This window comes from Streptomyces panacea (genome assembly GCF_040560175.1).
Lineage (GTDB): Bacteria > Actinomycetota > Actinomycetes > Streptomycetales > Streptomycetaceae > Streptomyces > Streptomyces panacea.
In genome coordinates this window covers 1-21,542 of sequence record NZ_JARJHW010000126.1, presented here as the reverse complement: position 1 = coordinate 21,542, position 21,542 = coordinate 1, and the positions used below count along the sequence as shown (strand labels likewise).

At 70.2% G+C, this 21,542-nt stretch carries 23 protein-coding genes, 5 tRNA genes and 1 pseudogene; 19 read left to right on the top strand and 10 right to left on the bottom strand.

Features of this window, described 5'->3' with window-relative positions; genetic code table 11:
* The coding region (locus tag P3L51_RS25310; RefSeq protein WP_354607585.1) for a sensor histidine kinase at positions 1-3,144 on the bottom strand (3,144 nt) is incomplete at its 3' end.
* 579 nt (positions 3,145-3,723) lie between these two features.
* On the opposite strand from P3L51_RS25310, the gene P3L51_RS25305 reads away from it, so the two are divergent.
* The 3 genes from P3L51_RS25305 to gltX all read left to right on the top strand — a co-directional run bounded on the left by P3L51_RS25305 (position 3,724) and on the right by gltX (position 6,279).
* The gene (locus P3L51_RS25305) at positions 3,724-3,900 is read left to right on the top strand and encodes a hypothetical protein (RefSeq protein WP_354607584.1); all 177 of its coding nucleotides are present in this window, start codon (positions 3,724-3,726) and stop codon (positions 3,898-3,900) included.
* A 110-nt stretch (positions 3,901-4,010) separates the two neighbouring features.
* A complete protein-coding gene (locus P3L51_RS25300) occupies positions 4,011-4,811 on the top strand; it encodes a fumarylacetoacetate hydrolase family protein (protein WP_354607583.1) in 801 nt (266 codons plus the stop codon).
* Positions 4,804-6,279, top strand: coding sequence for a glutamate--tRNA ligase (gltX, locus tag P3L51_RS25295; RefSeq protein WP_354607582.1), 1,476 nt, complete (start codon positions 4,804-4,806; stop codon positions 6,277-6,279). The genes P3L51_RS25300 and gltX overlap by 8 nt, the downstream gene beginning before the upstream one ends.
* Positions 6,280-6,359: 80 nt before the next feature.
* Here the strand turns inward: gltX and P3L51_RS25290 are convergent, their stop codons facing one another.
* Both P3L51_RS25290 and P3L51_RS25285 read right to left on the bottom strand, forming a co-directional pair.
* Positions 6,360-6,599: a hypothetical protein gene (locus P3L51_RS25290; protein WP_354607581.1), complete on the bottom strand. Its 240-nt coding sequence runs from the start codon at positions 6,597-6,599 to the stop codon at positions 6,360-6,362.
* Positions 6,596-6,922, bottom strand: a complete 327-nt coding sequence (locus P3L51_RS25285) for a hypothetical protein (protein WP_354607580.1) — start codon at positions 6,920-6,922, stop codon at positions 6,596-6,598. Before P3L51_RS25285 ends, P3L51_RS25290 begins: the two co-directional genes overlap by 4 nt.
* A 138-nt stretch (positions 6,923-7,060) precedes the next feature.
* On the opposite strand from P3L51_RS25285, the gene P3L51_RS25280 reads away from it, so the two are divergent.
* The 6 genes from P3L51_RS25280 to P3L51_RS25255 all read left to right on the top strand — a co-directional run bounded on the left by P3L51_RS25280 (position 7,061) and on the right by P3L51_RS25255 (position 8,360).
* The gene (locus tag P3L51_RS25280) at positions 7,061-7,783 is read left to right on the top strand and encodes an HAD family hydrolase (RefSeq protein ID WP_354607579.1); all 723 of its coding nucleotides are present in this window, start codon (positions 7,061-7,063) and stop codon (positions 7,781-7,783) included.
* Between the two features lie 89 nt (positions 7,784-7,872).
* Positions 7,873-7,944: transfer RNA gene (locus tag P3L51_RS25275), tRNA-Gln, on the top strand.
* A gap of 19 nt (positions 7,945-7,963) precedes the next feature.
* A tRNA-Glu gene (locus P3L51_RS25270) sits at positions 7,964-8,036 on the top strand.
* A 61-nt stretch (positions 8,037-8,097) separates the two neighbouring features.
* Positions 8,098-8,170: transfer RNA gene (locus tag P3L51_RS25265), tRNA-Glu, on the top strand.
* Between the two features lie 26 nt (positions 8,171-8,196).
* Positions 8,197-8,268: transfer RNA gene (locus tag P3L51_RS25260), tRNA-Gln, on the top strand.
* A gap of 19 nt (positions 8,269-8,287) precedes the next feature.
* Positions 8,288-8,360: transfer RNA gene (locus P3L51_RS25255), tRNA-Glu, on the top strand.
* A 104-nt stretch (positions 8,361-8,464) separates the two neighbouring features.
* On the opposite strand, the gene P3L51_RS25250 is transcribed toward P3L51_RS25255, so the two are convergent.
* Entirely contained in the window at positions 8,465-9,130 is a 666-nt protein-coding gene (locus P3L51_RS25250) for a MerR family transcriptional regulator (protein ID WP_354607578.1), read from the bottom strand.
* Between the two features lie 117 nt (positions 9,131-9,247).
* On the opposite strand from P3L51_RS25250, the gene P3L51_RS25245 reads away from it, so the two are divergent.
* Positions 9,248-9,727, top strand: coding sequence for a DUF4188 domain-containing protein (locus P3L51_RS25245; protein WP_354607577.1), 480 nt, complete (start codon positions 9,248-9,250; stop codon positions 9,725-9,727).
* Positions 9,728-9,847: 120 nt separating this feature from the next.
* Here the strand turns inward: P3L51_RS25245 and ndgR are convergent, their stop codons facing one another.
* Positions 9,848-10,564: an IclR family transcriptional regulator NdgR gene (gene ndgR, locus P3L51_RS25240; protein WP_078074883.1), complete on the bottom strand. Its 717-nt coding sequence runs from the start codon at positions 10,562-10,564 to the stop codon at positions 9,848-9,850.
* 181 nt (positions 10,565-10,745) lie between these two features.
* Between ndgR and leuC the strand changes: the two genes are divergently transcribed.
* The 4 genes from leuC to P3L51_RS25220 all read left to right on the top strand — a co-directional run bounded on the left by leuC (position 10,746) and on the right by P3L51_RS25220 (position 13,918).
* Positions 10,746-12,170 (top strand): 3-isopropylmalate dehydratase large subunit, encoded by a 1,425-nt coding sequence (leuC, locus tag P3L51_RS25235; protein WP_354607576.1) that lies wholly within the window; start codon positions 10,746-10,748, stop codon positions 12,168-12,170.
* A gap of 5 nt (positions 12,171-12,175) precedes the next feature.
* Positions 12,176-12,784 (top strand): 3-isopropylmalate dehydratase small subunit, encoded by a 609-nt coding sequence (gene leuD / locus P3L51_RS25230; protein ID WP_354607575.1) that lies wholly within the window; start codon positions 12,176-12,178, stop codon positions 12,782-12,784.
* Between the two features lie 104 nt (positions 12,785-12,888).
* A complete protein-coding gene (locus P3L51_RS25225; RefSeq protein ID WP_354607574.1) occupies positions 12,889-13,116 on the top strand; it encodes an SCO5555 family protein in 228 nt (75 codons plus the stop codon).
* 142 nt (positions 13,117-13,258) lie between these two features.
* Positions 13,259-13,918 carry an HU family DNA-binding protein gene (locus tag P3L51_RS25220; RefSeq protein ID WP_354607573.1) on the top strand — a complete coding sequence of 220 codons (660 nt, stop codon included), beginning with the start codon at positions 13,259-13,261 and terminating at the stop codon, positions 13,916-13,918.
* A 121-nt stretch (positions 13,919-14,039) separates the two neighbouring features.
* Here P3L51_RS25220 and P3L51_RS25215 read toward each other — a convergent pair whose 3' ends face one another.
* Together P3L51_RS25215 and cofC are read right to left on the bottom strand one after the other, a co-directional pair.
* Positions 14,040-14,240: a hypothetical protein gene (locus tag P3L51_RS25215; RefSeq protein ID WP_354607572.1), complete on the bottom strand. Its 201-nt coding sequence runs from the start codon at positions 14,238-14,240 to the stop codon at positions 14,040-14,042.
* Between the two features lie 17 nt (positions 14,241-14,257).
* A complete protein-coding gene (cofC, locus tag P3L51_RS25210) occupies positions 14,258-15,022 on the bottom strand; it encodes a 2-phospho-L-lactate guanylyltransferase (protein WP_435594523.1) in 765 nt (254 codons plus the stop codon).
* A 166-nt stretch (positions 15,023-15,188) separates the two neighbouring features.
* Here cofC and P3L51_RS25205 point away from each other — a divergent pair, with 166 nt between their 5' ends.
* The 3 genes from P3L51_RS25205 to P3L51_RS25195 are packed head-to-tail and all read left to right on the top strand — an operon-like array spanning position 15,189 to position 18,131.
* Complete coding sequence (locus tag P3L51_RS25205; RefSeq protein ID WP_354607571.1) at positions 15,189-15,941, top strand: lysophospholipid acyltransferase family protein; 753 nt, start codon at positions 15,189-15,191, stop codon at positions 15,939-15,941.
* Positions 15,938-16,939, top strand: a complete 1,002-nt coding sequence (locus P3L51_RS25200) for an NAD(P)H-dependent glycerol-3-phosphate dehydrogenase (protein ID WP_354607570.1) — start codon at positions 15,938-15,940, stop codon at positions 16,937-16,939. Before P3L51_RS25205 ends, P3L51_RS25200 begins: the two co-directional genes overlap by 4 nt.
* Before the next feature lie 34 nt (positions 16,940-16,973).
* Complete coding sequence (locus P3L51_RS25195; protein ID WP_354607569.1) at positions 16,974-18,131, top strand: D-alanine--D-alanine ligase family protein; 1,158 nt, start codon at positions 16,974-16,976, stop codon at positions 18,129-18,131.
* Positions 18,132-18,230: 99 nt separating this feature from the next.
* On the opposite strand, the gene P3L51_RS25190 is transcribed toward P3L51_RS25195, so the two are convergent.
* Both P3L51_RS25190 and P3L51_RS25185 read right to left on the bottom strand, forming a co-directional pair.
* Positions 18,231-18,704, bottom strand: a complete 474-nt coding sequence (locus tag P3L51_RS25190; RefSeq protein ID WP_354607568.1) for a DUF3515 domain-containing protein — start codon at positions 18,702-18,704, stop codon at positions 18,231-18,233.
* A gap of 32 nt (positions 18,705-18,736) precedes the next feature.
* A complete protein-coding gene (locus P3L51_RS25185) occupies positions 18,737-18,970 on the bottom strand; it encodes an Lrp/AsnC family transcriptional regulator (RefSeq protein WP_354607567.1) in 234 nt (77 codons plus the stop codon).
* 263 nt (positions 18,971-19,233) lie between these two features.
* Between P3L51_RS25185 and P3L51_RS25180 the strand changes: the two genes are divergently transcribed.
* Positions 19,234-20,196, top strand: a complete 963-nt coding sequence (locus P3L51_RS25180) for a thiamine-phosphate kinase (RefSeq protein ID WP_354607566.1) — start codon at positions 19,234-19,236, stop codon at positions 20,194-20,196.
* Positions 20,197-20,275: 79 nt separating this feature from the next.
* Positions 20,276-21,081 (top strand): annotated as a pseudogene (gene thiD / locus P3L51_RS25175) (bifunctional hydroxymethylpyrimidine kinase/phosphomethylpyrimidine kinase); the annotation flags it as partial.
* 108 nt (positions 21,082-21,189) lie between these two features.
* Here thiD and rpmB read toward each other — a convergent pair.
* A complete protein-coding gene (rpmB, locus tag P3L51_RS25170) occupies positions 21,190-21,375 on the bottom strand; it encodes a 50S ribosomal protein L28 (RefSeq protein WP_003957616.1) in 186 nt (61 codons plus the stop codon).
* Positions 21,376-21,542: the final 167 nt, after the last annotated feature.

Below are 21,542 nucleotides of genomic sequence, written 5' to 3'. Positions count from 1 at the left end.
AGACAGGTCCGGGCGGGGGAACTGGGCCGTGGACCCGTGGTCCTGACCCTGACCCTGCCAACCGCCATTGACGTCGCCCGAGTTGGGGACGGGGTGGGAGCCGGTGTCGCCGAATCCGTTGCCGCCGGTGTTGCCGATGCCGTTGTTACCGCCGCCGGTGTTGGCGACGCCGCTGTTCAGATCCGGTCGCGGACCGTTGAAGTCGGGACGCGGGAACTCGGCGGTGGCGCCGGGCCCCTGGCCCTGCCCCGCCGACGGCATGGCGAACTGACCGGTGTTCGCGGGCTCCTCGTGGCCGCGCGGGGCGTCCGGCGTGAACCGCTGCGGCGGAGGCTGCTGCTCGCTGCCCCAGCTGGTGGTCCCACCGGTGGTGCCGGGACGCTGCGGGCGCTGCGGCGGCCGCGGGTTGCCCCCGGGCAGCTCGGCGCGCGGTCCGCCGGGCGGCGGCAGCTGACGGCCGCGGTCGACCGGCGGAGGTCCACCGGCCGGCGCCCCCGCACCCTGCGGGAAGGCGTTGCGGTCGCGGTTGCCGGGGCCACGTCCGTTCGGGCCGCTGGAAAGGCTCTGACCGGGCCGGGCCAGTCGGCCCCCGGCCTGCGGCACCGGACCCGACGGCTGCCCGCCGGGGCCCGCCTGGGCGCCCGGACGGCCTGCGGCGCCCTGGTCGCGGGGGCTCGTACCGAAGAGGCTCGGCCCCCCCGAACTCTGGCCCCCGCCCTGGCGCTGCGGATCCTGCGGCGGACCGGACTGCGGCCGACTGGGCAGGCCGCTCTGCATCCCGTTCCTGGCCGGCAGCGCGGCACGGGGCCCCGTACCGGCGCCGACCTGGCCGCGTGACGGCGGAGTGGCGAGGCGACCGGCTCCGGCCGCGCCGCCCGCGAGCCCGGCGGCGATGCCGGACTGCTGGCCGCCGCCACCGAGAGCGCCCTGACCGGTGGGCGACTGGCCGCCGGCGCCGTTCTGCGTGCCGACGCCGGGGCGCGGAGGCATCTTCTTGCCGCCGTTGGCGACATCGACGGGCAGCATGACCAGCGCGGTCGTGCCACCGGAGTCGGAGGGGCGCAGCTGGATCCTGATGCCGTGGCGCAGCGAGAGCCGGCCGACCACGAACAGACCCATGCGGCGCGACACCGAGACGTCCACGGTGGGCGGCGAGGCGAGCCGTTCGTTGATCGCGGCCAGATCCTCGGGGGAGAGGCCGATGCCGGTGTCGTGGATCTCGACGAGCACGCGCCCGTCGGGCAGTGCGTGACCGGTGACGCGGACCTTGGTCTGCGGCGAGGAGAACGACGTCGCGTTCTCCAGCAGCTCGGCGAGCAGGTGCACGAGGTCGTTGACGACGCGGCCGGCGACCTCGGTCGTGGGCACCGAGGCCAGTTCGATCCGCTCGTACTGCTCCACCTCGGAGGCCGCGGCACGGAGCACGTCGACCAGCGGGACGGGGCGCGTCCAGCGGCGGCCCGGCTCCTCACCGGCGAGGACCAGCAGGTTCTCACCGTTACGGCGCATACGGGTCGCGAGGTGGTCCAGCTTGAACAGGGAGGACAGCTGGTCCGGGTCGGCTTCACGGGACTCGAGCTCGGAGATCAGCGACAGCTGACGCTGGATCAGGCCCTGGCTGCGGCGCGAGAGGTTGGTGAACATCGCGTTGACGTTGCCTCGCAGCAGCGCCTGCTCGGCGGCCAGTCGGACCGCCTCGCGGTGCACGTCGTCGAAGGCCGCGGCGACCTTGCCGATCTCGTCCCTGGAGTGCACACCGACGGACTCGACGGAGGTGTCCACGTCCTGCGGGTCGGCCTCGGAGAGCTGCTTGACCAGCTCGGGCAGCCGGTCCTGGGCGACCTTGGTGGCCGTCTCCTGCAGACGCCGCAGCGAGCGGATCATGGAGCGGGCGACGACGAAGGCGCCGACCAGCGAGACCCCGAGGACGACGAGGATCAGCGCACCGTTGATGAGCGCGTCCTGCTGCGACTTCTCGCGCAGCTGACGCGCCTTGTTCTCCATCTCGCCGAGCAGCGTCTGCTCGATGATGTTCATCGCGTTGATCTTCGCGGACGCCTGGTCGGTCCAGTCCAGGTACGAGCGCTTCGGCCGCCCCTCCAGACCGCCGGAGATGCCGAGCACCCGCTGCGAGTACTCGTCCGCGGCGTTGATCTCGGGGTTGCCCTTGCCGCTGAGCGGCGCCGTCAGCTCCTCGGCGTTGCCGCCCATCGACTCGTACAGCGCGTCGAAGGAGGCGAGAGCGTTGCTGCCCTTGGTGAACGCCGCCAGTCCGTAGAGCCGGTCGTTCTCGTTGAGATCGCCCAGCTCCTTGGGGTCGGCGGGGAGCGCGGAGGCGATGATCGCGCGCTGGATCGACGCGTACTCCTTGGCGGAGGAGAAGGCCGCCAGGGCGCGGGTGCGCTTGATCATGTCCGGGTTGCTCGTCGCCTGCGCCATGTCCTGAGAGAGGCTCAGCAGCGAGTCGATGAGACCGCTGTAGGCGTCGACCGTCAGGGAGTGTGTGGTGTCCGAGTCGTACGCGTCCTTGCGGATTTCCTGGATCTTGTTGACCTGGGTCGCGATCTGGCTGACGTTGGCGCGGATCGACTCCAGCGCCTGGTCGCCGTCGGTGTTCCCGATGTCCACGGTGGCGCCGAGGAAGGCCTTCTTGGCCCGGTCCGTCTTGGTGCGACGGTCCTGGACCTTGAAGTCCTTGGGGTTCGCGCCGTTGGTGAGCGGACCCGCCGACTCGTCACGCTCCGCCTGGAGCGCGGCGGCGAGGCTGGTCGCTTCCTTGGTCATCTTGGTCAACAGCTGCATGTGCTCCAGCTGCTGCCTGTCGTTCAGGGACTCGTTGATACGCAGTCCACCCAGCGTGGTGGCCGCGACCACCGGCAGGGTGAGCAGTGCCACCAGACGGGTACTGATGCGCCAGTTGCGCAGAGCTATTCGCGAACCCGCGTCGGTCGACGCCGACTTGGGCGCGGCGTCGGGGGCGTCGCCACCGGGCGCCGCACCGGGCTGTGCACCCCGGTCACCACCCTCGCCGGCCGGGCCTTGGCCCGGGTTCTGGGTGTGCTGGGGCGAGGAGCCGCGGTCGGTTCCGCCGCGGGGCTCCTGCTCCGCCGCAGCGCTGCTATCCCTCTTGAAACGTCCCTGCACTAGCGTCGCAACCTCTGGACCAGGCGTCCCCCCGCAGAACGGTGGGACGGTGTCGGCGTCGTGGAGCACAGAGTGCGCCCCAAGGTGGTCGTTGAGTGACCGGCGATGCTCCCCTTCCCCGCATGCCACTCGGCGCCGCGTCGCGCCCTTACGCGCCGTCCTGATGAACCCGCGGCGGTGCGTGGAATTCCAGCACAGAGGCGGATCTCCAACAAGGGCCGTGTACCGGGCTGTGACCTGGGTGACGCGTTGTGAGTGCGACGTGACGATCGGTAGAAGTCGTTCAGGGAGGAAACGGACTTCCCGGAACGAGTCCCGTGTGGGTGAGGGGTGCCCCAGTCCTGATGATCAGGAGCGGAATGAAGGGTTCGATAGGGCAATGTCCGTTTCCACCGGTCTCGACCACTGTCCGTGATGGGTGAATTGCCCGGCAGGTCGTGAGCAAACTCACATGGAGATCGTTGCGGCATCCAGGCTTTCGCAGGGAATCACGTGTTTAGCCTGACGCTTTACATGGATGGCACATTCGACAACCGGCGCTTCCGAGCACCCGTACCCGACAAGGTCTGAGAAACACCGATGAAGATGACGAAGATGTTCCGCCACACCGCCAACCCCCGCCGCACCACGCTCGCGAACCTTGAGGACGCCGCGGAACTCCTCCCGCCCGCGCAGCCGGAGCACTCCGTCGACCTGCCGCTGCGCACGGCCAACCCGCGCCGTACGACGCTGATCGACGCCCCTGTCGCACAGTAGGGCACGCCCCACGGCGGCCCCGCACCGCGTCGGCCGCCGCCCCTCACCAAGCTAGCCTGGGACGTCAGTCTCCAGTCAGCCAGCAGCAAAGTGAGGGGCGACAGCAACCCGTGCGCATCGCCAGATTCTCCATCGACGGCAATGTCGCCTTCGGCGCGGTCGAGGAGGACGGCACCGGCGGTACGGCCGCCGGCCTCGTCCTCGACATCATCAAGGGCATTCCGTACACCGACTTCGAGCTCTCCGGCACCAAGGTCCCGCTGAGCAAGGTCAGGCTGCTCCCGCCCGTGCTCCCCAACAAGGTCGTGGGCGTCGGACGCAACTACGCGGCGCACGCGGCGGAGCTGGGCAACGACGTGCCCCAGACGCCGGTCGTCTTCTTCAAGCCGACCACCTCGGTGATCGGCTCCGGCGACGGTGTCGAGTACCCCTCGTTCTCCGAGGACCTCCACTACGAGGCCGAACTGGCCGTGGTCATCGGCCGCATGTGCCGCGAGGTCCCGCGCGAGCGGGTCAAGGACGTGATCCTCGGATTCACCTGCGCGAACGACGTGACCGCGCGCGACGTCCAGAAGAGCGAGAACCAGTGGGCCCGCGCCAAGGGCTTCGACACCTCCTGCCCGCTCGGCCCCTGGGTGGAGACCTCCATCGACCTGGCGGCCGTCGCCGACGGCCTCACCGTCCAGTGCGTCGTCAACGGTGAGCAGCGCCAGCTGGGCAGCACCCGCGACATGATCCGCTCCGTCGAGGACCTGGTCGTGCACATCACCGAGGCCATGACGCTGCTCCCGGGCGACGTCATCCTCACGGGCACCCCCGCGGGGGTCGGCCCCCTCAACGTCGGCGACGAGGTCGCCGTCACCATCGAAGGCATCGGCACTCTCACCAACAAGGTGATCAAGCGTGGCTAACGCGACCGTCCGCGTACGTTTCTGTCCCTCGCCGACCGGCAACCCCCATGTGGGCCTGGTCCGCACCGCCCTCTTCAACTGGGCGTTCGCCCGCCACCACGGCGGCACCCTGGTCCTGCGCATCGAGGACACCGACGCCGCGCGCGACTCCGAGGAGTCGTACGAGCAGCTGCTCGACTCGCTGCGCTGGCTCGGCCTCGACTGGGACGAGGGCCCCGAGGTGGGCGGCCCGCACGCGCCGTACCGCCAGTCGCGGCGGATGGACATCTACCGGGACGTCGCCGACAAGCTGCTCGCCGCCGGCCACGCGTACCACTGCTACTGCACCACCGAGGAGCTGGAGACCCGCCGCGACGCCGCGCGCGCCGCGGGCCGCCCCTCCGGGTACGACGGCCACTGCCGCGACCTCGAGCCCGAGCGCAAGGCGGCGTACGAGGCGGAGGGCCGCACCTCCATCGTCCGCTTCCGGATGCCCGACGAGCCGATCACCTTCACCGACCTGGTCCGCGGCGAGCTGACCTTCACGCCGGAGAACGTGCCCGACTACGGCATCGTCCGCGCCAACGGGGCGCCGCTCTACACCCTCGTCAACCCGGTCGACGACGCGCTGATGGAGATCACCCACGTCCTGCGCGGCGAGGACTTGCTCTCCTCCACACCCCGTCAGGTCGCGCTCTACCAGGCGCTGATGGGGCTGGGCGTCGCCCACTTCGTGCCGCAGTTCGGGCATCTGCCGTACGTGATGGGCGAGGGCAACAAGAAGCTGTCCAAGCGCGACCCGCAGGCCTCGCTCAACCTCTACCGCGAGCGTGGCTTCCTGCCCGACGGGCTGCTCAACTACCTGTCCTTGCTGGGCTGGTCGTTCTCCGCCGACCAGGACGTCTTCTCCCGCGAGGAGATGGTCGGCGCCTTCGAGATCACCGACGTCAACGCCAACCCGGCGCGCTTCGACCTGAAGAAGGCCGAGGCGATCAACGCCGACCACATCCGGCAGCTGGACGTCAAGACCTTCATGGAGGCCTGCGCGCCCTGGCTGCGGGCCCCGTACGCCAACTGGGCGCCGGAGGACTTCGACCAGGCGGCCTTCGAGGCGATCGCCCCGTACGCGCAGACCCGCGTGACAGTGCTCTCGGACATCACGGCCAATGTCGACTTCCTGTTCCTGCCCGAGCCGGTCGAGGACGAGGCGTCCTGGACGAAGGCGATGAAGGGCGACCCGGTGGCCCTGCTGACCACGGCCCGCGCGAAGCTGGCGGACGCGGACTGGTCGAGCGCCGAGTCCCTGAAGAACGCGGTCCTGGCGGCGGGCGAGGAGCACGGTCTCAAGCTGGGCAAGGCCCAGGCCCCGGTCCGCGTCGCGGTCACGGGCCGCACCGTGGGCCTGCCGCTCTTCGAGTCCCTGGAAATCCTGGGCAGGGAGCGCACGCTGACCCGCATCGACGCGACGCTGGCGAAGCTCGCGGCGTAGGTCCTGCCGGACGCGAACCGAAGGGGGTGACGGCCGACCCGGCCGCCACCCCCTTCGCCGTACCGCACGGCACGCGGTGGTCAGAGCGCCACGAGGTCGACGACATTGATCACGACGTGCCGGTTCGACACGATGTACGTCACGAATCCACCGGTGAACGCCGCCGACCAGCTGTTGTCCCGGTTGCTCGTCGCGGGCGGCCCGAAGGGGTTGACGGCGAGCCGCTTCTCCAGCGCGGCGAGCGCGCCGCGCTGGGGCGCGGTCAGCGCGGTCTTACGTCGAGCCGCCCGATCCGCGTAGCGGATGGCGTACGCGCTCACCCGTGCCCCAACGCGTCCACAGGGTTGTTCTCGGCGTCGTACGCCTCGCCCTCCTCGTCCCGGAAGACCATGCCCTCGGTGTCGCCTTCCGCCATGCGCTTGATCGTGTGCTCGACATCGTCCAGGTACCCCGGAGTCGCGCAGGCGCAGGCGAAGGGGAACCACTTGTCCACGACGCCGGCCAGCGCCGCCTGGTCGAAGTCGGCCGCCGCGCTCAGCCAGTCCTGCTCGAAGGCCCGCAACCAGTCGGGACGCCGCTGCAGCGCCGTGCGAACGGCCTCCGAAGTTCTCTCGCAGGCCTCCGGGTCCACTTCAGGGACCATGATCAACTCCCTCGGCGGGTGGGGCGAACGGGACCGCCATGCTAGGGCCTGTCCGGCGCGCGGCACGGTGCCCGATCGCGACATCCCACCCGTACGAGGGGCGGTGCCGGCAGCGCGCCGCCCCGGTACCGTCGGCGTATGCCGATCCGCGCCGTCGTCTGGGACATCGACGACACCCTCTTCGACTACACCACCGCCGACCGCGCCGGGATGCGGCTGCATCTCGCGGCCGAAGGGCTCGCCGACAGTTTCGGTAGCGCCGAGCAGGCCCTGGCGCACTGGCGTGAGATCACCGACATCCAGTGGCTGCGGTTCGCCGACGGCGAGACCACCTTCCAGGGACAGCGGCGGGACCGCGTGCGCCAGTTCCTCCGTAAGGAGGCGCTGAGCGACACCGACGCCGACGCCTGGTTCGACCGCTACGTCGCGCACTACGAGTCCGCCTGGAAACTCTTCCCCGACGCCCTCGCCGCGCTCGACTCCCTGGCCCCCGACTACCGCCAGGCCGTCCTGTCCAATTCGAGCATCCACAACCAGGACCGCAAGCTCCGCGTCCTCGGCGTACGGGACTACTTCGAGGCCGTCCTGTGCGCCGCGGAGCTGGGTGTCTCCAAGCCCGACGCCGCCGCCTTCCACGCCGCGTGCGACGCCCTGGAGCTCGCCCCCGCCGAAGTCGCCTACGTGGGGAACGAACCCGACATCGACGCCGGCGGCGCCACCGCCGCCGGACTGGCCGGAGTCTGGCTCGACCGGGGGCGGCTCGGCGGCCGGCCCGAGCTCGTGACGATCACCGATCTGGACCGCCTGCCCGCTCTGCTGCGCGGTGATACTCGTTTTGGAGCGCCGTCCCCCATCGGGTAATGTTCTTCCTGCGCCGCCCCAGAGACCGCAAGGTCTGGCCGGAAGGCGCAAACCCAAACAAAACCCCCACTCCGGGGGTTGAGTTTTGGTGGGCTATGGTGTAATTGGCAGCACGACGGTTTCTGGTTCCGTTAGTCTAGGTTCGAGTCCTGGTAGCCCAGCGCAGAGTTCTTCTGCAACGCCCCCGTTGTGTAGCGGCCTAGCACGCCGCCCTCTCAAGGCGGTAGCGCCGGTTCGAATCCGGTCGGGGGTACAGATCCTTCTCTCCGATTTCTTCGGGTCGCACCCGGACATGTCGATGCAGGATCGCTAGGGCCCCCGTTGTGTAGCGGCCTAGCACGCCGCCCTCTCAAGGCGGTAGCGCCGGTTCGAATCCGGTCGGGGGTACGCAGTACGAAAGTCTGAACCACCCTTGGGCTATGGTGTAATTGGCAACACGACGGTTTCTGGTTCCGTTGTTCTAGGTTCGAGTCCTGGTAGCCCAGCTCAATGCTCCATCAGCTAGCCCCCGTTGTGTAGCGGCCTAGCACGCCGCCCTCTCAAGGCGGTAGCGCCGGTTCGAATCCGGTCGGGGGTACGTGACGACGAGGCCCTCCGCGATCGCGGAGGGCCTTTTCCGTTGTCCCGCCTCGCACTGCCCCGCCCCGGTCCACGCCCCGTCCCCGCACTCGCTCGACGCACTCAATTCCCAGGACGGTAGCGCCGGTTGGACTCCTCGGCCTCCGCCAGCCGGCGCAGGCTGAGCAGCACCGGCTCGTACAGGACGGTGAGCGCCACCGCCGCCTCCACCTGTTCGTACGGGTCCCCGTACCGCTCCACCATGTCGATGTCGGTGACGCCGAGTTGGTCGGCGAGCCGCCCGTACGGCAGCAGGTCCGCCACCTCGCAGGGATAGCCCGTCCTGGACAGCCCGGCGATGGCGCCGACCAGGACGCGGTACGCCGCCTCCGAGGCGCCGCGGCGCGGCGCGTGCGTCCAGCCCAGCTCCTCGAACAGCTCCTCCGCCCGGCGCCGCGCCGACTCCGTCACCTCGTCCAGCTCGTCGGCGGCGAACGCGGCGTCCAGCGCCCCGTCGCCGGGCAGCGCCGCGATCGCCGCGCCCAGGCGCGTGTGGTGGTCGATGGAGTCGTCCTCGATGGCCGTGAGGACCTCGCGCGCGGTGGCGACCGGCATCCGGCCCACCTGGATCAGCGCGCGGACGAGGCGCAGCCGGCGCAGATGCCCGTCGTCGTACGCGGACTGCGTGGCGCTGACCCGGTGGCCCGGCCTGAGCAGCCCCTCTCGCAGGTAGTACTTGATCGTGGCGGTGGGAATCCCACTGCGCTCACTCAGCTCCGCCATCCGCATACCGCTTGCACCACCCTTTGGAGAGTGCCACTATCCAATCATGGATAGTGGCACTCTCCAAAGGGAGTGGGCCATTCGTACCGCCGCCTTCGCGCGGCCGGAGGCAGGGGGACCGTCATGCGTACGAAGATCGAGGGCCGGATGACCGCGGCCGCCGAGGGCGACGTCGTCGTCTTCATCGTCGGGATGCGCGTCAACAACTTCCTTGCCCCGCGCAGTTGGTGGCCGGTGTTCACGGCCATGCCGAGGATGCTCAGGGAGCTGTCGCGCGACAAGGGCAGCGGCCTCATCGGCGTCCAGTCGCTGCTGGGCTTCCCTCGGGTGCTGTACGTCGTCCAGTACTGGGACTCGAAGGAGAAGCTGCTCGCGTACGCCTCCGCGCCGGACGGCGAGCACCGCCCCGCGTGGACGGAGTTCAACCGCCGGCTGCGTGCCGGCAAGGGCAAGGTGGGCTTCTGGCACGAGACGTACGTCGTCCCGGCGGGCTCGTACGAGAGCGTCTACGTCAACATGCCGGCCTTCGGCCTCGGCGCGGCCACGGAGGTCGTCCCCGTGGGCCGTCGCGGCGACCGCGCGGCAGACCGCCTCGGCTCGTAACCGCCCCGCCGACTCGCGCCGATCCCGTCAACTCCGCCCCGTACGGGGCGGAGTTGGGCGGCGGCGCGAGGCGGTGCTCGGTCAAGGCGCGTGGTGCTCGGTGCGTGCGCGAGGGCGGAATCAGCTGGTACGGCGCAGTGCCTCGGACAGCCGCCCGGCCGCGTCGATGATCGCCTGGGCGTGCATCCGCCCCGGGTGCCGGCTGAGCCGCTCGATAGGACCGGACACCGACACCGCCGCGACGACCCGGTTGGACGGCCCGCGCACCGGCGCCGAGACCGAGGCGACGCCCGGCTCGCGCTCGCCGATCGACTGCGCCCAGCCCCGCCGCCGTACACCGGAGAGCGCCGTGGCCGTGAACCGCGCCCCCTGGAGACCGCGGTGCAGCCGCTCCGGCTCCTCCCAGGCCATCAGGATCTGCGCCGACGAGCCCGCCTTCATGGTGAGCGTGGAGCCGACGGGCACCGTGTCCCGCAGTCCGGACAGCCGCTCGGCCGCCGCCACGCAGATCCGCATGTCGCCCTGGCGCCGGTAGAGCTGCGCGCTCTCCCCGGTCACGTCGCGCAGATGTGTGAGCACCGGCCCGGCCGTCGCCAGCAGGCGGTCCTCGCCGGCCGCCGCCGCCAGCTCGGCGAGCCGCGGGCCGAGGATGAACCGGCCCTGCATGTCCCTCGCCACCATCCGGTGGTGTTCCAGGGCCACGGCCAGCCGGTGGGCCGTGGGCCGTGCGAGCCCGGTCGCAGCGACCAGCCCGGCGAGGGTGGCCGGACCGGACTCCAGGGCGCTCAGTACCAGAGCCGCCTTGTCGAGAACGCCGACGCCGCTAGAGTTGTCCATGCAACGATACTCGCGTCTCACTCTGTGAAACGCAAGTTCAATTTTCCGGGGAACTTGCCAACCTGTAGGGACGGGCCCGTACACGAACCGGGTTCGCAGCCGACGCGGGCACGTGGGACACCGGCATGGGCCCCACATATCTCCAGGACTGCCGGCGGCGCTGCCGGCCGAAGGGAAAGCGATGGGTAGGACACTCGCGGAGAAGGTCTGGGACGACCACGTCGTCCGGCGCGCCGAGGGCGAGCCCGACCTTCTCTTCATCGATCTGCACCTGCTGCACGAGGTGACGAGCCCGCAGGCCTTCGACGGTCTGCGCCAGAACGGCCGGCAGGTGCGGCGGCTCGACCTCACCATCGCGACCGAGGACCACAACACCCCGACGATCGACATCGACAAGCCGATCGCCGACCCCGTCTCCCGCGTCCAGCTGGAGACGCTGCGCAAGAACTGCGCGGACTTCGGCGTACGGCTGCACCCGCTGGGCGACGTCGAGCAGGGTGTCGTCCACGTCGTGGGCCCGCAGCTGGGGCTGACCCAGCCCGGCACCACCGTCGTGTGCGGCGACAGCCACACCTCCACCCACGGCGCCTTCGGCGCGCTCGCCTTCGGCATCGGCACCAGCCAGGTCGAGCACGTCCTGGCCACCCAGACGCTGCCGCTGGCCCGCCCCCGCACCATGGCCATCACCGTCGAGGGCGAACTGCCCGCCGACGTCACGGCCAAGGACCTGATCCTCGCCGTCATCGCCCGGATCGGCACCGGCGGCGGCCAGGGTTACATCCTCGAATACCGCGGCTCCGCCATCGAGAAGCTCTCGATGGAAGCCCGCATGACCATCTGCAACATGTCGATCGAGGCCGGTGCCAGGGCGGGCATGATCGCCCCGGACCGGATCACCTTCGACTACCTCCAGGGCCGCGACCACGCCCCCGAGGGGGCCGACTGGGACGCCGCTGTCGAGTACTGGCGGACGCTGCGCACCGACGACGACGCCGTCTTCGACGCCGAGGTCTTCATCGACGCCACGGAACTGGCCCCGTTCGTCACCTGGGGCACCAACCCCGGCCAGGGCGCGCCGCTGTCGACTCACGTCCCCGACCCCGCTTCGTACGAGGACGCTTCGGAGCGCCTCGCCGCCGAAAAGGCCCTGGAGTACATGGGGTTGACCGCCGGGCAGGCGCTGCGGGACATCAAGGTGGACACCGTCTTCGTAGGTTCGTGCACCAACGGGCGTATCGAGGACCTGCGCTCGGCCGCCTCGATCCTGGACGGCCGCAAAGTCGCCGACGGCGTACGGATGCTGGTGGTCCCGGGCTCCGTGCGGGTCGCGCTCCAGGCCGTCGCCGAGGGCCTGGACAAGGTCTTCACCGGCGCGGGCGCCGAATGGCGGCACGCGGGCTGTTCGATGTGTCTGGGCATGAATCCCGACCAACTCGCGCCCGGCGAGCGCTCCGCGTCGACCTCGAACCGCAACTTCGAAGGCAGGCAGGGCAAGGGCGGCCGGACCCACCTCGTCTCGCCGCAGGTGGCTGCGGCCACCGCCGTGCTGGGCCATCTGGCCTCGCCCGCCGACCTGTCCGACACCCGCACCCCCGTGGAGGCCTGAGCGCCATGGACGCTTTCACCGCACACACCGGCCGGGCCGTCCCGCTGCGTCGCAGCAACGTCGACACCGACCAGATCATCCCGGCCCACTGGCTGAAGAAGGTCACGCGCGACGGCTTCGAGGACGGGCTGTTCGAGGCCTGGCGCAAGGACCCGGACTTCGTGCTCAACCGGCCGGAGCGACAGGGCGCCTCGGTGCTGATCGCCGGATCCGACTTCGGCACCGGCTCGTCACGCGAACACGCCGTGTGGGCGCTGCAGAACTTCGGTTTCCGCGCCGTCATCTCCTCCCGGTTCGCCGACATCTTCCGCGGCAACTCCCTCAAGAACGGTCTGTTGACAGTCGTTCTGGAGCAGCGCGTCGTCGACCACCTCTGGGAACTGACCGAGGCGCACCCGACCGCGACGGTGACGGTGGACCTCGAAGCGCGTCAGGTACGCGCCGAGGGCCCCGACGGGGCGACGGTGACCGCCGATTTCGAGCTGGACGAGAACGCCCGCTGGCGGCTCCTCAACGGCCTCGACGACATCAGTCTCACCCTGAAGAACGAAGCGGACATCGCCACGTACGAGGCCTCCCGGCCGTCCTTCAAACCCCGCACAATTGCCGTCTGATCAGCGCTTTTCCCCACCTGCGCCCCCTGCCTCCCGGTAGGGGGCGCAGTGCCTTGTTGAGACCCCGTCGGGCGACAACTCGCCCCAGATGGCACAATCGGTGCATGGAACGCGACAGCCAACTCGAGCTTTACGGAGTGGTCGCGGACCGGCTCAAGGAAGCGCACACAAGGGTGCGCTCACTGCAAGTCCCGGAGGGCGTACGGATGGCGCTGACCCGGAAGCTGCTGGTCATCACGGCCGCGGCCAAACACGATCTCTTAGGCGCGGCACGTCGTCTGGACCGCTTGATGAAGGACCTCGACGAGGGTCGATTCCCGCAAGGCGACTGAAGCCGCGGAACTCCGCGGGGTCGACTTCGTTGCGGCACTAGGGTGATTAGCCCGTTTCGTGTTTGATTTGCGGTATATATCTGCCTAACGTGCGGAAAAGCTTGAACACTTTCGTTCTGGCAATGTCTCCGAAGGGGAAGACGTGAACAAGGCGCAGCTCGTAGAAGCAATTGCGGACAAGGTCGGCGGTCGCCAGCAGGCGGCCGACGCGGTCGACGCGGTACTGGACGCTGTTGTCCGCGCCGTCGTCGCGGGTGAGCGGGTATCCGTCACCGGCTTCGGTTCGTTCGAGAAGGTCGACCGTCCGGCCCGTTACGCCCGTAACCCGCAGACGGGTGAGCGGGTCCGGGTCAAGAAGACCTCGGTGCCGCGTTTCCGCGCGGGACAGGGCTTCAAGGACCTGGTGAGCGGCTCGAAGAAGCTCCCCAAGAACGACGTGGCCGTCAAGAAGGCGCCCAAGGGCAGCCTCTCGGGCGGTTCTTCCACCCGTACGACCGCCAAGGCCGCGGCCAAGAAGGCCACCGCCAAGAAGGCGACGGCGAAGAAGACCGCCGCCAGGAAGACCGCGGTCGCGGGCACCGCCAAGAGGGCGGCCAAGAAGACCTCGGCCACCGCCAAGAAGACGGCCACGAAGAAGACCACGGCCGCCAAGAAGACCACCGCCAAGAAGGCGAGCACGGCCAAGAAGGCCACCGCGAAGAAGACCGCGCCGGCCAAGAAGGCGACCGCCAAGAAGGCGCCCGCCCGAAAGGTGGCCGCCCGCACGACCACCGCCAAGAAGGCCACCGCGAGGAGCAAGTAAGCGGCACAGGGCCGTAGGGCCACTCACGCGCCGGGCCGGGCTCCCCTCGGGGAGCCCGGCCCGCGGCGTTTTTCGGGGGGCGTACGGCAGGGCGGGCGTTTACGGCGGCGCCTGGCGGCCCTCAGAAGGTCTGGAGCGTCACCAGGGTGATGTTCCCGCTCTCCCCGCCCGCGCGTTCGATACGGACCCGCTGGCCCGGCCGCAACAGCCGCAGACCGCCCGCGTCGAACGCCGCGGCGTCGAAGTCCACCGGAGTCCCGTCGTCGAGCAGCACACTGCCGCTGCGGGTCTCGGATTCGAAGGTGTACGCGGTCGCCTGCATGCCCGCCAGCGTATCGGTCAGCATCCCGGCCGCGCCCCGCAGACGGGGTCGGAGACGGGATCGGAGACCGGGGCGGTCACCGGGCCGGGGGCGGCGTGACGCCGCGCCGTGTACGGGCCGAGCCCCAGGGCCGCGGCGGCCAGCAGATCCTCTCCCGTATCGACATCCCGCCGTACGGAATCGACACCGGTCAGGACAATTTCCATGGCTCCCGTCGACAAATGCCGGTGCCGTGAAGGGCCGCCGAATGCCGGATTCAATTCCGATCCCGGTCGCGCGGCCAGCAAAGTCGTTCCGATTTCCGCGGCGTCCGCGAGAAATGCGCGCGGAGAATCCCATGCGGCGGTGAGCACCCGCGCCAGCTCGGCGGGCCGCAGCGCGGGCAGATCGGCGTTGAGGGCCGCGACGGCGGCCCGCGGCCTGTCCGCCCTGACCGCCCGCGCGCCGTGCGCCAGCGCGGCGTTGAGCCCGGCCGCCGGGCTGTCGGGGACGGTGCGCGCGCCCAGCGCCGCCAGTTCGGCGGCGGCCAGCGGATCGTCGGTGACGACCACCACGTCGCGTACGACGGGGCAGGCCAGCGCCGCGGTGACGGTGTCCTGCGCGAACGCCAGCGCCAGCTGGGGCCGCAGCAGATCGCCCGTCGACCTGGCGAGCCTGCTCTTGGCCACCACGAGCGGCTTGAGCGGGACGACCAGGGACCAGGAGGCGGTCGGGTCGGTGTTCGTGGCGGGCTCTCCGTCCTTGGGCGTTCGGCACTCTATTGTGGCCCGATCGCGCCGCACGACGCGGTACAGGGCCCACCGTGCCCCGGGAATGGGTAACTGAGCCCGCAGGTCCGGCCCGCGGACCGGGGCGTACGGTGTTCTCGACAGAGCAGAGGCCTGGGGCGACACTTGACCCCCAGCAGCCAGGGCCGGCCCAAGCCAGGCCACAGAGAAAGGTGTCCGAGTGTCCCGCCCCAGAATCGGCTTCTGGTACCGCCTGGCAGCGGTCATCGCGAAACCGCCGTTGGTCGTTCTGTTCAAGCGGGACTGGCGGGGAATGGAACACATTCCGTCCCACGGTGGATTCATCACCGCCGTCAACCACAACTCGGCTCTGGACCCTCTCTCCTACGGACACTTCCAGTACAACAGCGGCCGGGTGCCGCGACTGCTCGCCAAGGCGGCGCTCTTCGACGTGCCTTTCGTCGGCATGATGCTCCGCGGCACCGGACAGATTCCCGTCTATCGCGAGAGCTCCAACGCGCTGGACGCATTCCGGGCCGCCGTGAACGCCATCGAGCGCGGGGAATGCGTCGCGTTCTATCCCGAAGGCACCCTCACCCGCGACCCCGACATGTGGCCGATGACCGGCAAGACCGGCGTGGCGCGCGTCGCCCTCCTTACGGAGGCGCCGGTCATTCCCGTCGCCCAGTGGGGCGCCAATCTGGTGATACCGCCGTACGCCAAGGAGAACAAGGTCCGCCTCTTCCCGCGCAAGACGCTGCGCGTACAGGCCGGCCCGGCGATCGACCTCTCCCGTTTCCACGGCAAGGAACCGACGCCCGAAATCCTCCGTGAGGTCACCGAGATCATCATGGCCGCCATCACCGAACTGCTCGCCGAGGTACGTGGCGAGCCGGTGCCCGCCGAGCCGTACGACCACCGCAAGGTTCTGGAAGAGAAGCGGCGCAAGGCCGCGGAAGAGGGGTTGAAGTGACGCGCGTCGCGGTCTTCGGGACGGGATCGTGGGGAACGGCGTTCGCCATGATTCTCGCGGACGCGGGATGCGAGGTGACTCTCTGGGCGCGCCGTCCCGAGGTCGTCGACGCTGTCAACAACACCCGCACCAACCCGGACTATCTGCCGGGCGTCGAACTGCCCTCCTCCGTAAGGGCCACGACCGACCCGGCCGAGGCCGCCAGGGACGCCGAGTTCACCGTCATCACCATCCCCTCGCAGACCCTGCGCGCCAATCTCGCGGAATGGGCCTCGCTGCTGCCCCCGGACACCGTCCTCGTCTCCCTGATGAAGGGCGTCGAACTGGGCACCGCGAAGCGCATGAGCGAGGTGATCGGGGAGGTGGCCAAGGCGCCGGCCGACCGGGTCGCCGTCCTCACCGGTCCCAACCTCGCCGGGGAGATCGCCGCCAGGCAGCCCGCCGCCGCCGTGGTGGCGTGCACCGACGAGGCGGTCGCCAACCGGCTCCAGGCGGCCTGCCACACGCCGTACTTCCGCCCGTACACGAACACCGACGTGGTCGGCTGCGAACTCGGCGGCGCCGTCAAGAACGTCATCGGGCTCGCCGTCGGCATCGCCGACGGCATGGGACTGGGCGACAACACCAAGGCGTCGCTGATGACGCGCGGCCTCGCCGAAACCACCCGCCTCGGGCTGGCGATGGGCGCCGACCCGCACACCTTCTCCGGCCTCGCCGGAATGGGTGATCTGATCGCGACGTGTTCCTCGCCCCTCTCGCGCAACCACACCTTCGGTACCAACCTCGGGCGCGGCATGACGCTGGAGCAGACCATCGCGGCGAGCACGCAGACCGCGGAGGGCGTCAAGTCCTGCCAGTCGGTGCTGGATCTGGCCCAGCGGCACGATGTCGACATGCCCATCACCGAAACGGTCGTGAGCATCGTCCACGAGGGGAAGCCCCCGCTCGTCGCCGTGAAGGAGCTGATGGCGCGCAGCGCCAAGCCCGAACGCCGCTGACTCCGCGACGGTCAGCAGGTAACCTCATCGCGATATGAGCAGCGAGAACCTCCCCCAGAGCCCTGAGCAGCAGCTCCGCAAGCCGCGTGTGGCGGTCGTCTTCGGCGGCCGGAGCTCCGAGCACGCCATCTCGGTGGTCACGGCCGGCGCCGTACTGCGGTCCATCGACCGTACGAAGTACGACGTGCTGCCCATCGGCATCACCACGGACGGCCGCTGGGCGCTCACCGCCGACGAACCGGACCGCATGGGCATCGCCGACCGCCGGCTGCCGAACGTCGAGGAACTGGCCGAGTCCACGGAGGGCGGCGTCGTCCTCTCCGTCGACCCGGGCAACCGCGAGGTCGTCTACAGCGAGCAGGGCTCCGTGCCCAAGGCGCTCGGCGAGGTCGACGTCGTCTTCCCGGTGCTGCACGGCCCGTACGGCGAGGACGGCACCCTCCAGGGCCTGTTGGAGCTCTCCGGCGTCCCGTACGTCGGCGCGGGCGTCCTGGCGTCGGCCGTCGGCCAGGACAAGGAGTACATGAAGCGGGTGTTCCTCTCGTACGGACTGCCCGTCGGGCCGTACGAGGTGATCCGCCCGCGCGAGTGGCAGCAGGATCCCTCCGGCGCCCGCAAGAAGATCGTGGACTTCGCCGCCGAGCACGGCTGGCCGATCTTCGTGAAGCCCGCACGCGCCGGATCCTCCATGGGCATCACCAAGGTCGACGCCCTCGAAGGACTGGAGGACGCGATCGAGGAGGCGCAGCGCCACGACCCGAAGATCCTGGTCGAGTCGCTGCTGCGCGGCCGGGAGATCGAGTGCGGGGTGCTGGAGTTCGAGGACGGGCCGCGCGCGAGCGTGCCCGCCGAGATCCCGCCCGTCACGTCGCACGAGTTCTACGACTTCGAGGCCAAGTACATCGACGCCGCCGCCGGCCTGGTGCCCGCGCCTCTTACGGAGGAGCAGACGGCCGAGGTCCAGCGGCTCGCCGTCGAGGCGTACGACGCCGTGTCCTGCGAGGGACTCGTCCGCGCGGACTTCTTCCTCACGGAGGACGGCGGGTTCGTCATCAACGAGATCAACACGATGCCGGGCTTCACACCGATCTCGATGTACCCGCGGATGTGGCAGGAGAGCGGCGTCGGCTACGCGGAGCTGATCGACCGGCTGATCCAGGCGGCGCTGCGCCGTCCGACCGGACTGCGCTGAGGCCGGACCGCGCCGAGCCGGACGGGGCCGGGCCGGGCCGAGGCGCGGGGCGGGACGCCGAGGGGCGACGCGCACCGTCCGCGCGACGCCCTCGGGGGCTCAGAGGCTGGGCGGCACCGTGTCGGCGACCGGCGCCGCGAAGTCCGACAGCGGACTGATGTCGTGCAGGTACCGCTCGTCCAGCGTCACCTCGACGTACGTCTTGCGGTACGTGGTGGTGAACCGGGGTCCCGAATCCCGTTCCTCCAGCATCCAGTTGACGCCGTCCACGTCCACGCCCTTCGCCTGGGGGTCGCTCATCCGCTCGGGCCGGGGGACGCCGCACCGCAGTACGATCGCGGCGTCCCCCCACCCGGCGGTGGTCGCGGAACTCGGCTCCGGATCGCTCCGGTCGTGCCCCGCGACGGTCTTCGGCAGTTCCTTGTCCAGTGCGCGGCAGAACGCCGCCTCCTCCGCGGGAGGGCGGGGAACCGGGACCGATGCCGGGGCGTCCGTGGAGGAGCAGCCGACCGTCACGGCGAGCACGAGGACGGCGGGCAGGCGGGCGAGTCGGGGGCCGGATAGCCTGCGCATCGGAAGGGTCACCGGCCAAGCGTAGACGGGGGCTACAGGTGCACGACCGGGCAGGTCAGGGTGCGGGTGATGCCGTCCACTTGCTGGACTTTGGCGACCACCATGCGGCCGAGGTCGTCGACGGTGTCGGACTGGGCGCGCACGATCACGTCGTAGGGGCCGGTCACGTCCTCGGCCTGTATCACTCCAGGGATCTTCGCGATGGTCTCGGCGACGGTCGTCGCCTTGCCCACCTCGGTCTGAATAAGAATGTATGCCTGTACCACGGAACCTCCAGGGCGGCCACGAGGATCTTGTGGGGGGAAGGGACGCCACGGTATCGCGTCACCCAGTGCCGCGGGGAGACCTGCGCGTACGGCGGCACCGGCGGCGTGACCCACGGAGCAGTGAAGTTGACGTACGCGACGGCGGTACCAGGAGCGGTGACGGTCCCGGGCCTCGGGCGCGGAGCCGACGCAGGGGGCCGGAACCCCGGCCGGACAAGCAGGGCGGCCGGATCCGCCGGCCACACGACGAGAGGTGGGACTCGGTGAAGGGCACCGTGGGCGAGTTGGGGGAGTTCGGACTCATCAGGGAGCTCACCTCCCGGCTCACCACCACCCCGGCGGTCCGGCTCGGGCCGGGCGACGACGCCGCGGTGGTGGCCGCACCCGACCGCAGGGTCGTGGCGAGTACGGACATCCTCCTTGAGGGGCGGCACTTCCGCCGCGACTGGTCGACCGCGTACGACGTGGGGAGGAAGGCCGCCGCACAGAATCTCGCCGACATCGCGGCGATGGGGGCGGTGCCGACCGCGCTGCTGCTCGGCCTCGTCGTCCCGGCCGAACTCCCGGTCACCTGGCCCACCGAGCTGATGGACGGCATCCGTGACGAGTGCCAGGTCGCGGGCGCCGCGGTGGTCGGCGGCGACGTCGTACGGGGCGAGACGATCACACTCGCGATCACCGCGCTCGGCGATCTGCGCAACCACGAACCGGTGACCAGGGCCGGCGCGCAGCCGGGCGATGTCGTCGCGTACACCGGGTGGTTGGGCTGGTCGGCGGCCGGGCACGCGGTGCTCTCGCGCGGATTCCGGTCACCCCGTGCCTTCGTCGAGGCGCACCGGCGGCCCGAACCGCCGTACCACGCCGGGCCGGCGGCGGCGGGACTCGGTGCCACGGCGATGACGGACGTGAGCGACGGCCTCGTCGCCGACCTCGGGCACATCGCCGACGCGAGCAAGGTCCGTATCGATCTGCGGTCGGGGCTCATCGACATCCCGTCGCAGATGAACGACATCGGGCAGGCGGTAGGCGTGGATCCGTTGCAGTGGGTGCTGACCGGGGGAGAGGACCACGCGATCGTCGCGACGTTCCCGCCGGACGCCAAGCTGCCCGCGAGGTGGAAGGTGATCGGCGAGGTCCTCAACCCGTCGGCGCTGCCGCAGGTGACGGTCGACGGGGCGCCGTGGACGAGCAAGGGCGGCTGGGACCACTTCGGGGACTCGGACTAGATCCGGCGGGCACGCCCTGGCGGCTCGGAGGCTTCGGCCGCCCAGTAGATTCGGGCCATGCCCATATCCTCCGAGTCCGCTCCGTCCTCCGGGACCGCCCGCGCGCCGGTCCGCGTCCTCACCGTCGCCGGGTCCGACTCCGGCGGCGGTGCGGGCATCCAGGCCGACCTCAAGACCCTGCTGGCGTTCGGTGCGCACGGAATGAGCGTGCTCACGGCCGTCACGGCGCAGAACTCGCGCGGCGTGCAAGGCGTTTGGGAGCTGCCCGACGAGGCGGTACGCGCCCAGTACCGCAGCGTCGTGGACGACATCGGCGTCCAGGCCGTCAAGACCGGCATGCTCTCCTCGGCCGCGCTGGTGGAGAGCGTCGCCGAACTCCTCGCGGAGACCGACGCCCCCGTGGTGGTCGATCCGGTCGGGGTCTCCAAGCACGGGGACTCACTGCTCGCGGCGTCCGCGCTGGACTCCGTACGGAAGAGGCTGCTGCCGACCGCCACCGTCGCCACCCCCAACCTCGACGAGGTGGCCCAGCTGACCGGTGTGGAGGTGCGGGACGAGAGCGAGATGCCGCGCGCCGCGGGCGCCGTGCTCACCTTCGGGCCGCGCTGGGTGCTGATCAAGGGCGGGCATCTGCCCGGGGACGCCGTGGATCTGCTGACCGACGGCAGCGAGCGGCACTGGCTGCGCGCGCCTCGTCACGACAACCGGCACACGCACGGGACCGGCTGCACGCTCGCCGCGGCGATCGCCGCGGGGCTGGGGACCGGGCAGGGAGTCCTGGAGTCCGTCGTCGCCGCGAAGGAGTACGTGACGGGCGCGATCGTCAACGGCTTCCCGCTGGGTGCCGGTATCGGCCCCGTGGACCACGCCTGGCGCTTCCGCTGACGTCAACCACGGCGACACGGTGCGGCAGTTGGGCACGACAAAAAGCCGGCCCACCGAGGTGGACCGGCTTTTCAAGGCAACCGCAGGGGCTGCGCTACGACGAGAACGTCAGCGCGAGACCTTGCCGGCCTTGATGCACGATGTGCAGACGTTGAGCCGCTTCGGCGTCCGACCGACCACGGCACGCACGCGCTGGATGTTCGGGTTCCAGCGACGGGACGTACGGCGGTGCGAGTGCGAAATGTTGTTGCCGAAGCCCGGCCCCTTGCCGCAGACGTCGCAGTTGGCAGCCACGGGTCACTCCAAAGACTTCAGATGCACTTACGGTGAATTCCGGCGCGACAGAATCAATGACTGATGTCGGCTGCGCCGGGGGAGAAGGCCCGACTCTCGCCGGGCAACCGGAGGAGCATACAACGCCCCAACCGGTGCAACGAAACTACCACGGCCGGACCCACCCT